The organism is Anabaena sp. UHCC 0204 (assembly GCF_009711975.1).
Classification (GTDB): domain Bacteria; phylum Cyanobacteriota; class Cyanobacteriia; order Cyanobacteriales; family Nostocaceae; genus Dolichospermum.
Genome location: NZ_VIKW01000009.1, coordinates 199,781 through 214,560 on the forward strand (window position 1 = coordinate 199,781; position 14,780 = coordinate 214,560).

Below are 14,780 nucleotides of genomic sequence, written 5' to 3' on the forward strand. Positions count from 1 at the left end.
AGAATTAGAAAGATTCATCTTTATAAACCCGAAGGGGTTGGTGGCTTCCAGGGTAAAGGTGGGAGCAGAAGCCGTTCCCGTGTTGCGGTAGAACGTGGTATCGCCGTAAGCGTCACCCACAAAAGCGTCCAAGTCCCCATCCCCATCAATATCGGCTAAGATGGGTGTAGAATTAGAGAGCACCCTCGTCAGTCCGAAGGGGTTGGTGGTTTCCAGGGTAAAGGTGGGAGCAGCAGCCGTTCCCGTGTTGCGGTAGAACAGGGTATCGCCGTTAGCTTCACCCACAAAAGCATCCAAGTCCCCATCATTATCAATATCGGCAAAGGTGGGTGCAGCGATATTCCCCACATTCGTCAGCCCGAAGGGGTTGGTTACAGGTGATGAGAATTGTGGATCTGTTGTTTCTACTGGTGGCATAATTAGTTTTCTCCAAAATGAATTCAAAATGAAATAGATGTGGGAAATATCCCCCCTAGCCCCTTAATAAGAGGGGAATAGGAGTCAAAGTCCCCCTTGTGAAGGGGGATTTAGGGGGATCAAAGATTTACTCGTCTGTCGTACTTCCCCTAACCCAGTTAAATAGGGAGTCAGGTGTCGTTCAACAAACTGCAACAAACGGGGATAATGGTGGGAAACCGAACCCGTCAGATAGGGAACACCACTGTTAACTTGACGACGGATCGCTTCAGCCAACAGTGAAATCCCTCGCCCCCGCTTCTCAAAAGGTTCAGCAATTGAGAGAGTGGTGTAACGAATTGTGTCAGGTGCAACCCGATGGGTGAACACCCAACCAATTACCTCCCCCCGATAGCGTAATCCCAAGCTATTTAGGGGTTCTAAGCGGTGTGATTCCACAGCACGGGGCAGGGCTAAACCTGCATCTAGCCAAGGAAACACCTCAAAGGCTGGAGGTAGGGGAAACTTGTTTAACCAAGGGGCTTGGGCAATTTTTTCTGTAGCGGTTTTGCCTAGCACCATGTTGGTTTGATGGGGTTGCCAATGTAGCTTTTGCAGTAGCGGGTCTAAAGCTGTATTGGTAATTGTATTGGTTGAATAGCTGAGGACGATTTCTTCACATCCCTGTTGTGCCAATTCTCTTTCTAAATAGGCGACTAACCTTGTGCCAATCCCTTGATGACGGTATTCGGGTAACACAAATAGGGAGATCATTTCGGCTTCTTCTGAGCTTAAACGTTCAGCGATCGCAAATCCCACAATTGCCCCATCTACAGAAGCCGAAAGCCCGGTTAATTCCCCTTGGGGTGGTTGGGTTTGCCAGCGTTTTTCTAAACTGGGATAGGTGAGATGATTGTAGGTGAGGGCATTGCTAGTATTGAGGTGATACACCCGTTGGTAACGGACGGTTTGACCTAACCCCCCCTGCCCCCCTTCCCTAGTAGGGAAGGGGGGAGCAATAATATTACTCCCCTCTCCTTGTAGGGTTGAGGGTGAGATATCCCCATTACTCTTATTACTCCCCTCTCCTTGCAGGAGAGGGGTTGGGGGAGAGGTCGGTAAACCCGCAATAGGAGGTTTTGCGCCCTTACTGGGGCGTTTTGCCGTAGGTTTGGTGGTGACAATGCCGCCACTGTTGGGAAATGTGACTAGACGCTGTATTTCTTCTTCCTGTAAGCCAATGAGTTGGGGTTGTCGCACTCCGGGCAGAACTACCACATCAAATAGTTCTTCAATTACGCTCTGAAAATATAACCAGTGCAGGGTTTCACCTGTTTGTAAATCAATGACCATTAACCCAGATTGGGGGCGATTTCCCTCAGACATGAGGCGTTTTTCTAGGGTTAAGCCAGTAAAACTCTGGGAACGTAATTGAGATAGTCCCACAAAGGCGAAGTTTTGCCAAAAGGCTAACCCGCGCACAAATCCAGGACAAAAGGTGATGGGATGGAATTGTTGATCTTGGATGTAGCCAAATTCCCCTGTGCCGGAATTGAGTAACCACAATTTCCCCTGATACCACCGGGGAGAATGGGGCATTGATAAGCCTGTGGCGATAATTTCGTTCTGCTTAACATCAATCACGACTCCCCCATCGTGGCGATGATTTCGCCAGCCGGCGGCGGTATCTGTGGTACTACAGGCGGTGACATAAGCGGGTTTTTCTTCTACCATCGCTAACCCATTCAGATGACAACGATCTTCAGCGACGAGTTTGGAAATAAAGGGCGGTTGCCAGATGGGTACAAAACTGTAATCCGGGCTAATTGTGGCTAAACAACTAAAATCGGTGTTGACAAAAATTAGTTTTCCGGCATTGTCTAATGCTATTTCATGGGCGTTGACATCTCCAGTGGTGTAAGCGGTGTGGGGGACATAGAGACGATCTGTTTCCTGTGATTTTTCCCCACTATCCAGGAGATTATGGAAATCCCAAATTTGATAACGGGTGGTCATGTAGAGACGATTTGCTGCTACACATAATCCCATTGGTTTGTCGAATAGTCTTTCGTGTAGTTTCAGTCTGCCGTTAGCTTGGCCACTGACGAAAAAAAGGCGGTTAGTTTGGTAGGTGGTAAAGGCTAGACTGAGGTTTTGCTGTTCCAACCAGGAGGCGAAATCCTGGGAAGCGGTAATTTGTAAGGAAGGGGTAGAATCTGCGGTGATTGTTGACATTGATTAGTATATGTTTTGTTTTTATTTAAAAAGTATTAATGCTTATGGCAAAAAATCCCAGATTGGCGCGGTAATGCCTCTGAGGGGAAGTTAGCGAAAATTTAAACTTGATGAATTTCTTGATTTAATGATCTGTGTCGTTCATTATATTTCGATAGTTATAGCGATCGCATCGGACATTGATCTAGTCTTTGACTAGGATCATGATCCTATATAAGTAGAAACTATGAATGGGAATAAACGAATAAATTCGCCTACGCCTTACCCCCCTCAACCCACGCCACTTGCTCTACTACCCAGAAAAAGAGCGAAAAAGATAGCAATTAATGGTGATAGAATTGGTAATAGATTCTTAAATTGATGATTTCTAATTATTAAGTGTGATGTAAATTTTACAAGATTAAAATATTGATTAACTGATGGCTTCAAATTCTAAAAAATTAGTAATTACGAAACTACAAAAAGGATTACCTGCTATTACTCCAGCTTTTGGTGCGACATTAGCAGAAGCCTGTGCTGTGTGTTTACATAACCAAAGTTATAATCAAGGTATTGAACTCACTGTTAGAGGAGAATTTACAACTTTTTTTAACCTATATTGGCAAGAGGTAACAGACCAAATGCTACGCTGTTGGAACGATAATGAATATACTACAGAACAGGCAGCTTATGGAATTGCCTTTTTAATTATACAAGAACTTACAGACTATACAGTTATCGAACGTTCGCGCAGGGGAACAGGATTTGATTATTGGTTAGGTAAAAAAGATGATAACAATGAGTTACCATTTCAAAATGCAGTACGATTGGAAGTTTCTGGTATTCGTAAAGGTGAAAACAACCGAATAAAAGCTAGAATCAAACAGAAACTTGAACAAGTTAGCCCCACAGATGGTACTCTCCCTGCTTACATTGTGGTTGTTGAATTTAGTAATCCTTTAGTATTTATAGTAAAAAAATGAGTCAGATTCAAGAATTACATCAACAAGCTATGGATTTAGCCGAAATGGCACAAGTTGCTAAACTTAAAAGTAACTTAGATTTAGCTTGTAAATTATCACGAGAAGCATTTGAAAAAGAACGGTTAGCAGCAGAATTAATTACCAATGATTGTGCAGCAGAACCAACCCGTTCGATATTATATCGTAGTGCAGCAACCTTAGCAATTGATTGTGGAGAAATTCACAGTGCGGAACATTTAATAGCAGTTGCATTATCAGGAAATCCACCAATTGAAATTGCGGAAGAACTGAAAGATTTATTTGTACAAATTAACATTCATAAATATTTTGCTCGTCGGGGTGTTATATTTGATGAAGCAAAACTTCAGATTTTGAGTTAGTGCTGAATTAGTAAATCAAGACTTAGCGAAAGCACAAGCGTGGGCGAAAATAGATACTGCACGTCAGCGTTATTTAGGTAAAACTTTTAGTGACAGTGTTGAACTTTTGCGTGAGGATCGAAACTCTTGAGTAAATTTGTAGTAGATGCGAAAAAGCTATAATAATAATTTGAACGAGGGAAAAATATAACCATGACTATTCTAATCTCTGATGATATTATTCAAGCAACGAAAATGACAGAAAGTGAATTAAAGCTAGAAATAGCCATTATGCTTTTTGAAAAAGATAAAATTAGCATCGGAAAAGCTCGTCGTCTAGCGGAAATGAATGTACTTCAATTTCAAAAAGAACTAGCTCAACGTAATATTTATATTCATTATGATGTGGCTGAATTAGAAGAAGATATTAAAACTTTACAAGAAATGGGAAGATTATGATTATAATTAGCGACACAACTTCCCTTACCAATTTAGCCGCAGTCGGACATCTTGAACTATTACATCAACTGTATGATCAAGTGATTATTCCTCAAGCTGTTTATGATGAAATAGTCAATGTTGGCTATTTAGTTCCGGGGACAACAGAAGTTCAAAATTTATCTTGGATTAACGTTCATTTAGTAAGTAATAAAAATCAAGTTAATGAACTTTTAAACGAGCTAGATTTTGGAGAAGCTGAAGCAATTGTTCTTGCTTTACCTCTACATAAATTAAATCGAAATAAATTAAATCGAAGTGCTATATATAATTATTAGTTATGAATCGAAAGAGAAATGAAGTTTGACCAAATGTCTTATTAAGTGATATTACTTATTTACAGATCAACTTCAACTTCTAATCTAATCCATCAATGAATATTCTCCCTATTATTCTTAGTATATGCGTTGGGGTTTGTCTCTATGTGGGTATATTACACATACTGATTGGCTGGCAGGGATTACAACCGGCACTTCATATCTGCTTTGGTTTATCCAGTTTGTCAGCCTGTAGCTATATCCTGGGCATAATAGCTATGTATCAATCTACAAATATAGAAAACTATATCTATGCTAGAAAATGGGTATCTGGGTCAGGATTCATCTTTACAGGTTTTCTGACATGGTTTATAGCTATATATACTAATTTTAAGCCAGTACGTCTAATTTTGGTGCTGAATAGCCTGTACCTATTTTATTTTTTGAGCAACTTAATTTCTCCTATTGGTATTCCCTATTCCCGGATCAGTCAACTATCAAATTTTTCTTTACCTTGGGGTGAGTTAATTACCTATCCCGACGGGACAAGAATCAATCCCTTGATTAAATTCCAAGTTATCGGTTTAATTAGTCTTAGTATCTTTTCGCTTTATGCCTGTTACCGTCAATATCTGCGTGGTGAAAAACAAGCAGCAATTAGTCTGTTTGTTAGTATAGTGATATTAATAGGAGTGGCTGTAAATGATCGGCTCATAGATTTAAGGGTGTTCAAATCTGTGTACTTAGCTCAATTTGGGTTTATGTCCTTTGTCTTGATTATGAGTTTAGGTCTAACTCAAGAGTTGTTTCAATCAGTCAAATTGCGCCAACAATTAATAGAAAGCGAACGTTTACGAAAGATTGCAGTAGAAGAAGAGCGAAATCGTTTAGCGAGAGATTTACATGATTCAGTATCGCAGACATTGTTTTCTGTGGCGACAATTGCCGAAGCTGTACCAAGAGTATGGCAACGTCATCCAGAAATAGTCCAAGAGAAATTAGAAGAACTTGCCCAATTAACACAGGGAGCATTAGCAGAAATGCGGAATTTGTTGTTAGAGTTACGTCCTAGCGGGTTGAAAGGAAAGTTATTAGGTAATTTATTACAAGAACTAATCACAGCAGTTCAAGGACGGGCAAAAATCCAAATTATCTCCACAATAACCGGAGATCAACCTTTACCGGAAGAGATAAAACTGGTATTTTATCGTGTTACCCAAGAAGCACTCAATAATATTATTAAACACGCTCAATCTACGCAAGTATCTGTCAGTTTTCAAGGTAACTCAGAGTATATAAAATTATGTATTAGTGATAATGGTTTGGGGTTTGATATTAAAGATACACCATCGGGTCATTTAGGCATAGAAATTATGAGAGAAAGGGCTGAATCTATTGGTGCTACTTTCAATCTGGAAAGTTATCCAGGAAAGGGTACTAAGATTGTATTAACTTGGGTAATACAGAGTGGGCAATTAAAAATTACAAAATAATAACGATATTATAAATACTGACCTAAAGAAGATATTATTTGGTTTTAAAAGCATTTTTTCAGGGCATCAAAATGGAAAAAAATAAATTAATCAAACCCATTCGGGTCATCACTGTTGATGATCACGAAATTCTCAGAGGTGGGATTAAATTTTCTTTACTAGCCTTTGATGATATTGAATTAGTAGGTGAAGCACGTAATGGTAAAGAAGCAATACATCTGTGTGCAGAATTACAGCCAGATGTAGTATTGATGGATTTGATGATGCCGGAGATGAATGGGGTACAAACAACAAGATTTATTAAGGAAAAATACCCAAAAATTCAGGTTTTGGTGTTGACAAGTTTTGTAGAAACAGACTTATTACAGGAAGTCATGGAAGCGGGAGCGATTGGTTATTTGCTCAAAGGTGCATCAATTGATGAATTAGCGGAAACTGTACGATTTGCTGCTGCTGGTTTGTGTAAAGTATCATCAGAGGCTCTACAGTCATTATTTCAACAACCTAAATCTTTATCTCAACCTGTCTATGAATTGACTAAACGACAGCAAGAAGTGTTAGCATTATTGAGTGTAGGATTGACTAATGATGCGATCGCGCAAAAGTTAAAAATAAGTCCTTCTACTATTAGACATCATGTGACACAGATCCTCAATAAATTAGGGGTAGAAAACCGCACTGAGGCTGCAACAAAAGCAGTGCGAGTTAGATGTTTCTAATCTATTGTTTCATAATCAGCTTGTGCGTTATTTTCTTCATCAAAATCAAAACTAAATTGTGGTACTTGTGAGCTATCGGCGGTTGGCTGATGTTCTTCGATCACAGTTATTTCTGTTAAGTCTTCAGATCCTGGTTCCTCATTAGTAGCCTGTTTGTAAACATCTGCACCAATAGCAAATAGAGTTTGTTGGAAATCATCTAAAAGAGTTTTAAAGTTAGTTGGGGACATATTCGGATTACTCATTGCTGTTTGTAGTAGGTCAACTTTTTCATTAGCCTTAACTATCAACTGTTCACTGAGTAAATTGCGGTTATCCCGTAATGTTGAAGCATAACTGAACAAGAGGTTATCAGCTTGGTTTTTGAGTTCTACTAATTCTTTACGTCTTTGATCTTCTTCGGCAAACAACTCAGCCTGTTTCCGCATCTGCTCAATCTCATTATTGCTCAAACCACCTGTACTAGTAATGCGGATGCTTTGTTCCCTACCTGTACCTTTATCTTGAGCGGCAACTTTGAGGATGCCATTGACATCAATTTCAAATGCTACTTCAATCTGTGGGACACCACGAGGTGCAGGAGGAATGCCACTGAGTAGAAACTTGCCCAAACTTTTGTTATCTTTTGCCATTGCCCGTTCTCCTTGGAGAACGTGAATTTCCACGGATGTTTGTCCGTCTACGGCTGTAGAAAATATTTGAGATTTACTAGTGGGAATGGTGGTATTACGTTCAATAATTTTTGTAAAGACTTCTCCTAATGTTTCAATTCCTAAAGATAGGGGTGTGACATCTAAAAGCAACAGCGTATCTAGTTCTCCACCTAAAACTCCGGCTTGGATGGCTGCACCTAAAGCTACAGCTTCATCTGGGTTAACGGAACGATCTGGGGCTTTACCATTGAAAAACTTGATTAAAGCGTTTTGTACGGCAGGAATGCGGGTAGAACCACCAACCAAAATAATCCGATCTATATTTTGGGGTTTGAGGTCTGCATCTTTGAGGGCTTGGATCATTGGTTCGATAGTCCCCTCGATTAATTTCCCTGTCAGTTCTTCAAATTGAGAACGACTGAGTTCCATTTCCAGATGCTTTGGTCCTGTGGCATCAGCACTGATAAATGGCAGATTAATGGAGGTGCTAACCATGCTGGATAGTTCAACTTTGGCTTTTTCTGCTGCTTCTCGTAGTCGTTGCAGAGCCATTTTGTCTTGGGTAATATCTATTTTCTCTTCTGCCAGGAATCGCTCTACCATCCAGCAGACAATGGCATTATCAAAGTCGTCTCCCCCTAAGTGGTTATTGCCACAGGTGGCTTTAACTTCAAAAACTCCGTCTCCTAGTTGGAGTATGGATACGTCAAATGTCCCTCCTCCTAAATCAAATACTAAGATTAATTGCTCTTGGTCTTGTTTGTCTAAACCAAAAGCTAGGGCGGCGGCGGTGGGTTCATTAATAATTCTTAATACTTCTAAGCCAGCAATAGTCCCAGCATCTTTGGTGGCTTGTCTTTGGGCATCTGTAAAATATGCTGGTACGGTAATTACGGCTTTTGTAACTGTGTCACCTAAGAAATTTTCTGCGTCCTGCTTGAGTTTTTGCAGCACCATAGCGGATATTTCTTGGGGTGTGTAGCTACGTCCGCGAATCTGGACATCAACGGTATCATCTCTACCCTTGATGCAGTTATAAGGGACGCGATCGCGTTCTATTTCTGTATCTTCCCAACGACGACCAATAAATCTTTTGATACTGTAGACTGTGTTTTCGGCATTGGTTACAGATTGTCGCTTTGCTAGTTGTCCGACTAAGCGATCGTTACCTTTCCCAAAACCCACAATACTAGGTGTAGTCCGTCCTCCTTCGGAATTGGCAATCACTATTGGTTGCCCAGCTTCCAACACGGCGACACAACTATTAGTAGTTCCTAAATCAATGCCGATAACTTTTCCCATACGTAAAGTCTTTGAGTTAAATATTTTACCGTAACTATTCGCCAGCGATTTTGTGTTAGCTACAGGCTACAAATTTAATAGCCAAATTTATGCAAGTTTTATTATAAGCGATTATACACATAGAGGTTATTGTTTTAAATAAATCCTCGACATTATTTATCTGAATAACTGAAATTTTGGGAGCAGGGGGCTGTGAAACTTGAGCTAAGTATCAACAGCCCTATCCTGGGTAAGAGATAAAATCCTGGCTCTGGTTAACTGTTGTCTTGGCTAGATTGATCTTCTGGTGTAGAAGGGGCATCTTCTTTGGGAGCAGCTACTTTCACCATGGCATGACGAAGTACGCGATCGCCAAAATAATAACCGCGAACTAATTCTTCTAACACCGTTCCTTCTGGATGTTCATCTGTCGGTTCTCGCATCACTGCTTCATGCAAATTAGGGTCAAATTCTTGGCCTTCAGGTCGCATAGGTGCTACGCCTAACCGTTTCAGACAATCTACCAACTGTTTATAAACCCCTTGATAACTCTTATGAATTGTCATTTCGCCTTCGCTTTGGGGTTTGAGGTGCGATCGCGCTCTCTCAAAATTATCAACTACAGGCAGCAATTCCGTAATTGTGTTTCGCTTTACCTGTAAGTCCAGTTCTTCTTTTTCTTTGGCTGTGCGTTTGCGATAATTCTCAAAATCTGCGGCAATCCGCATATACTGAGTGCTGCGTTCTTCTAATTGTACTTTGAGAGATTCAATTTGTTGAGTCAACTCTGACAAAGCAGCGATATCAACTTCGGGCTGGGCTGTAGCGTCGCCATTTTCTTCAGTGAGTATAGTATCTCCCTGTTCATTCATTGGGGTTGCTACTTGCTCAGTCACCTCGCTGCCAAGTTCGTTGGAGTTAATTTCGGATGGGGAGTCGCTTTTCATTGCTTGCTATACCTCTATTGGTTCGCCCAATTGCTGGCTTATATAGTTTACCTGTTTATTTTCGTTTACCATTATCTACTCATTTCCCATGGTTTTAACAGCAGTAATTTCATTACCAACATTTGGAAAGGAAGTAATATCACTGTCATCCTATTGTGACAAATGGTCAATCACAAGAGATACAGCCAGAAATTTAGGCAAAATTCCCGAAAAATTCACTTTAAACCCGATTGACTATTACCTGTTGCGTGTTACCTCATACCCCAATTTTGACACTCCCCGGTCTAAAGACACGGGGATTCTACATTCATAGACTCGCCGTTAGACGACAGGTTTACACCAATCGCCCAAGAGGGCAAATCTCCTGTAGCGTAAGTTCCCGTATGCCCTACGGTACTTAATCCTAATTTTAGGATATTGATACTGGCATTAATATCTCTATCTTCTACGAACCCGCAATGATGACAAATATGGGTTCTAGTTGATAGGGATTTTTTCACTTTTTGACCACAATTAGAACAATTTTGAGAGGTATTATGGGGTGGAACTGCAATAGTTACTTTCCCATATTTATGCCCAAAGTATTCTAGCCACTGCCGAAAAGTAAACCAACCAGCATCAGAAATTGATTTAGCTAAATGTCGGTTTCTTACCATGCCTTTAATATTCAAGTCTTCATAAGCTACCAAATCGTTAGATTGGATCACGGAATATGCTAATCTCTTGCAATATTCTTTTCGCTGCCTACTTACTCTTAAATGTTTACGGGCATACCTGTTTCTAGCTTTGTGGTAGTTGTTAGATTGTCGTTGCTTGGCTTTTTTGCGCTCTCTACTGAACTTCTTAGATTTTTTACGATTAGCTCGGTTTAACTGTTTTTCTGACTTACGGTAAAACTTCGGGCATTCTTCTACATTATCTTTTGAATCAGCAATGAAATAATTTAAACCCAAATCTAACCCTACTACTTGATAAGTTGGTTGTGTTTCAACTCGAATATTTACATCAATTGCAAATTGAGCATAATACCCATCAGCACGACGCACTAAACGCACTCGTTTAATTTGTTTAATGTCGTAGAAATTCAGATCATAAGTACCTTTTAATTTTAAAGTACCTATTCCTTTCTTGTCAGAGAAAGTAATTGCTTTTCTGGTTTCAGATAGTTTCCACCCGCTCGTTTTATATTCAACAGAACGACAATTATTTTTAAATTTAGGGAAACCCTTTTTACCTTGAACCTTTTTCTTACAATTGTCATAGAACCGAGCTATGGCACTCCAAGAACGTTCCGCAGCAGATTGTCTAGCCATTGAGTTAAGTTCATCAGCAAAAGGAAATTCGGATGCTAATACCGCACAATATTTGTTGAGGTCATACTTACTTACACCTTTGTTATCCATCCAATAGCGTAAACACTTGTTTCGGATGAATTGGCTGGTACGAATAGCCTCATCTATTGCGCGATATTGTATATCTTTTCCTTTGACTTTAAACTCGTAAATTATCATGGCTTTGACTTAAACACCACAACATTATACTAGTTCACTTGTCATAACTTTTTCAATAGCGAAACAATATGTTACTAGAGGCTGAAGCCTCTAACTGGCTTTCATCCCTTGCCTAAAGAACGGTTAAGTTTTTCCACCAAGCTCCAAAACTTGACCTCAAGGGTTTTCAGCCTATTTTCTTATAAAAATTTTTACGTAGAAAGGTTGTTGACTGGAATTTAATAAGGTATCAATGAGAATTATCTACCACAGTATGGGAATACTTAAATAAGAGGTTCTCCTACCCTAACCCAATTGCTTATGACTTACTCATCACCACAACGGCGCAGCACGGCTCTAACCACAAGAGCAGAGTTTTCGCCATTCGGTAATAAGCTAGTGCAGGCTGGCTATGTCAATAATGAACAGATGAGGCAGGCTGTAATTGAAAGCCGCAAGTCTGGAAGACCACTGACAGAAGTATTAGAGTCAATCACTGGGAGACAATTATCACCTGAGTTTGTCAGGGAATACAAAAAACAACATTTATTTGAACTCAAAATTCTCTACGGTGTTGAGTCTCTTGATCCGGAACTCAACCAAATTGAAACAGCAAATGTGGGGACTTTAATTCAAACTCTCATCCCTGTTGATATCTGTCGTCGGCATCATTTAGTACCATTATCCAAAAATGATACTCAAAATCCACCTTATGTATTGGTGGCGATGGTTGATCCAGATAATCTAGAAGCATCTGATGATCTCAATCGGATTTTGCGTCCCCAAAGCTTGGCGTTGCAGCGCATGGTAATTACCCAGGAAGATTACCAACAAATTATTAATCAATACCTAGATGAACAAGCTGCACGACAAAAAATTCTAGAACAGCAAAAAAGCTTTGACGTGACTAAGGCTTTAAATGATCTAGACAATCAGGATATGGAGGAAGTTACTGATAATGATGTTGATTTAGATAATCCAGGTCAGGATGCTAATGATGCACCAATCATTAAACTTGTCAATAAAATTCTGCTAAAAGCTTTAAATGAGGGTGTTTCGGATATTCACATTGAACCCCAAGAAGAATATTTACGGGTTCGTTTCCGAAAAGATGGAGTATTGCGTGAGGCATTTGAAAATATGCCGAAAAAAATCATCCCCGCGGTAACAGCCCGGTTTAAAATTATTTCTAACCTAGACATTGCTGAAAGGCGTTTACCACAAGATGGACGTATCCGCCGCATATTTGCCGGTAGAAAGGTGGATTTCCGGGTAAATACCCTCCCTAGTCGCTATGGAGAAAAGGTTTGTCTGCGGATTTTAGATAACTCCTCCACCCAATTGGGTTTGGATAAGTTAATTACTGATCCAGAGACTTTGAATATAGTCAAGGATATGGTTAGTAAGCCATTTGGATTGATTCTAGTTACAGGTCCGACTGGTTCAGGTAAAACGACTTCCTTGTATTCAGCACTATCAGAAAAGAATGATCCGGGGATTAATATCAGTACCGTAGAAGATCCGATTGAGTATAGTTTGCCGGGGATTACTCAAGTACAGGTAATTCGGGAAAAAGGGTTAGATTTCTCAACGGCATTACGGGCTTTCTTGCGCCAAGATCCAGACGTGCTACTGGTGGGAGAAACACGAGATAAAGAAACAGCCAAAACAGCGATTGAAGCAGCATTAACAGGTCACTTAGTATTAACTACCTTACACACTAATGATGCACCTGGAGCGATCGCTCGCTTAGGAGAAATGGAAATCGAACCTTTCATGGTTTCTAGTTCTTTGATTGGGGTTTTAGCACAACGTCTAGTTCGTCGGGTTTGTTCTGAATGTCGTATTCCCTATACTCCCACTACTCAAGAACTAGCTCGCTATGGTCTATCAGCTTCCCAAGAGGCTCAAGTAACTTTCTACAAAGCCAACATTATCCCACCGGAGGAAATCTCTAGCAATCAAAACCTTTGTCCTAAATGTAATGGGATTGGCTACAAGGGACGTTGTGGTGTTTATGAAGTAATGCGAATTACTGAAAATTTACAAACCCTCATCAACCAAGCAGCACCCACAGAAAGGATTAAAGAAGTAGCTGTTGAAGAGGGGATGAAAACCTTACTAGCATACAGTTTAGACCTAGTACGTCAAGGTGCAACCACCTTGGAAGAAGTAGAACGGGTAACATTCACCGATACTGGTTTAGAAGCTGAATTAAAAGCCAAACGGAAAAGTGGACTAACTTGCCGGACTTGTAGTGCAGAGTTACAACCAGAATGGTTAGATTGTCCTTACTGTATGACACCTAGATTTGCAGATTAGCAACGCATTTTTGGGTTGAGAGTTTTAATTTTTATTTAATGAAAATGGAGCAAGATTATGGAAATGATGATTGAAGACTTGATGGAACAATTGATTAATATGGGTGGCTCAGATTTGCACCTATCTGCCGGTTTACCCCCTTATTTTCGCATCAGTGGACATCTTACACCTATTGGCGACCACAGTCTTACCTCCGATGAGTGTCAAAGGTTAATTTTTAGTATGCTCAATAATACTCAGCGCAAAACCTTAGAACAAACATGGGAATTAGATTGCTCTTACGGTGTCAAGGGATTAGCGCGTTTCCGAGTCAATGTTTATAAGGAACGTGGTGCTTATGCTGCTTGTTTACGAGCATTAAGTTCTAAAATTCCTAACTTTGAAAAATTAGGTTTACCAGATATAGTCCGAGAAATGTCGGAAAAGCCAAGAGGACTAATTCTAGTTACAGGTCCAACAGGTTCAGGTAAGACGACAACTCTAGCGGCAATGATTGACTTAATTAACCGCACAAGGGCAGAACATATCCTCACAGTTGAAGACCCCGTTGAATTTGTTTATGAACCAATTAAAAGCCTAGTTCACCAACGCCAATTAGGGGAAGATACAAAAAGTTTTGCTAATGCCTTAAAAGCAGCTTTGCGGGAAGATCCTGATATTATTCTCGTAGGAGAAATGCGGGATTTAGAAACTATTTCTTTGGCAATTTCCGCAGCAGAAACAGGTCACTTGGTATTTGGTACATTACACACTAGTTCTGCTTCACAAACCGTTGACCGGATTATTGACGTTTTTCCCTCAGAAAGACAAACCCAAGTGCGGGTACAATTGTCTAACTCTTTAGTAGCAGTTTTTAGTCAAACTTTAGTATCTAAGAAAAATCCTAAACCCAATGAATATGGTCGAGTCATGGCTCAAGAAATCATGATTATTACCCCGGCTATTTCTAACTTGATTCGGGAAGGAAAAACAGCACAAATTTATTCAGCTATTCAAACTGGTGGTAAGTTAGGAATGCAAACTCTAGAGAAAGTTTTAGCTGATTTATATAAAGCAGGAACTATTTCTTTTGAAGCAGCAATATCTAAAACTTCCAAACCAGATGAAGTACAGCGTCTAATTGGTGCAACAGCCCCAGCAGGAGCTAAATTACGTTAAATAGGTGATT

12 protein-coding genes and 1 pseudogene are annotated in these 14,780 nt (G+C 40.1%); 8 read left to right on the forward strand and 5 right to left on the reverse strand.

What is annotated here, in order from left to right:
• Positions 1 to 417, reverse strand: a 417-nt coding sequence (locus tag FJR04_RS10050; RefSeq protein ID WP_168494166.1) for a VCBS repeat-containing protein, incomplete at its 3' end; no start/stop codon positions are given.
• Between the two features lie 84 nt (positions 418 to 501).
• Positions 502 to 2,631 carry a TIGR03032 family protein gene (locus tag FJR04_RS10055; RefSeq protein WP_168494168.1) on the reverse strand — a complete coding sequence of 710 codons (2,130 nt, stop codon included), beginning with the start codon at positions 2,629 to 2,631 and terminating at the stop codon, positions 502 to 504.
• Positions 2,632 to 3,050: 419 nt separating this feature from the next.
• Between FJR04_RS10055 and FJR04_RS10060 the strand changes: the two genes are divergently transcribed.
• The 6 genes from FJR04_RS10060 (at position 3,051) to FJR04_RS10085 (ending at position 6,919) form a co-directional block, all read left to right on the forward strand.
• Complete coding sequence (locus FJR04_RS10060; RefSeq protein ID WP_168494170.1) at positions 3,051 to 3,593, forward strand: hypothetical protein; 543 nt, start codon at positions 3,051 to 3,053, stop codon at positions 3,591 to 3,593.
• Complete coding sequence (locus tag FJR04_RS10065; protein WP_168494172.1) at positions 3,590 to 3,973, forward strand: hypothetical protein; 384 nt, start codon at positions 3,590 to 3,592, stop codon at positions 3,971 to 3,973. The genes FJR04_RS10060 and FJR04_RS10065 overlap by 4 nt, the downstream gene beginning before the upstream one ends.
• A 192-nt stretch (positions 3,974 to 4,165) precedes the next feature.
• Positions 4,166 to 4,411, forward strand: coding sequence for a UPF0175 family protein (locus FJR04_RS10070; RefSeq protein WP_168494174.1), 246 nt, complete (start codon positions 4,166 to 4,168; stop codon positions 4,409 to 4,411).
• Positions 4,408 to 4,728: a hypothetical protein gene (locus FJR04_RS10075; RefSeq protein ID WP_168494176.1), complete on the forward strand. Its 321-nt coding sequence runs from the start codon at positions 4,408 to 4,410 to the stop codon at positions 4,726 to 4,728. The genes FJR04_RS10070 and FJR04_RS10075 overlap by 4 nt, the downstream gene beginning before the upstream one ends.
• 95 nt (positions 4,729 to 4,823) lie before the next feature.
• A complete protein-coding gene (locus FJR04_RS10080) occupies positions 4,824 to 6,200 on the forward strand; it encodes a sensor histidine kinase (protein ID WP_217359296.1) in 1,377 nt (458 codons plus the stop codon).
• Between the two features lie 71 nt (positions 6,201 to 6,271).
• Complete coding sequence (locus tag FJR04_RS10085) at positions 6,272 to 6,919, forward strand: response regulator transcription factor (protein WP_168494180.1); 648 nt, start codon at positions 6,272 to 6,274, stop codon at positions 6,917 to 6,919.
• On the opposite strand, the gene dnaK is transcribed toward FJR04_RS10085, so the two are convergent.
• The 3 genes and pseudogenes from dnaK to FJR04_RS10100 all read right to left on the reverse strand — a co-directional run bounded on the left by dnaK (position 6,916) and on the right by FJR04_RS10100 (position 11,311).
• The gene (gene dnaK / locus FJR04_RS10090) at positions 6,916 to 8,874 is read right to left on the reverse strand and encodes a molecular chaperone DnaK (RefSeq protein WP_168494182.1); all 1,959 of its coding nucleotides are present in this window, start codon (positions 8,872 to 8,874) and stop codon (positions 6,916 to 6,918) included. The genes FJR04_RS10085 and dnaK overlap by 4 nt on opposite strands.
• A 254-nt stretch (positions 8,875 to 9,128) precedes the next feature.
• Positions 9,129 to 9,872: pseudogene (gene grpE / locus FJR04_RS10095) on the reverse strand (nucleotide exchange factor GrpE).
• 212 nt (positions 9,873 to 10,084) lie between these two features.
• A complete protein-coding gene (locus FJR04_RS10100) occupies positions 10,085 to 11,311 on the reverse strand; it encodes an RNA-guided endonuclease TnpB family protein (RefSeq protein ID WP_168494186.1) in 1,227 nt (408 codons plus the stop codon).
• 300 nt (positions 11,312 to 11,611) lie between these two features.
• Between FJR04_RS10100 and FJR04_RS10105 the strand changes: the two genes are divergently transcribed.
• Positions 11,612 to 13,612, forward strand: coding sequence for a GspE/PulE family protein (locus FJR04_RS10105; protein ID WP_168494188.1), 2,001 nt, complete (start codon positions 11,612 to 11,614; stop codon positions 13,610 to 13,612).
• Between the two features lie 57 nt (positions 13,613 to 13,669).
• A complete protein-coding gene (locus tag FJR04_RS10110) occupies positions 13,670 to 14,770 on the forward strand; it encodes a type IV pilus twitching motility protein PilT (RefSeq protein WP_168494190.1) in 1,101 nt (366 codons plus the stop codon).
• Positions 14,771 to 14,780: the final 10 nt, after the last annotated feature.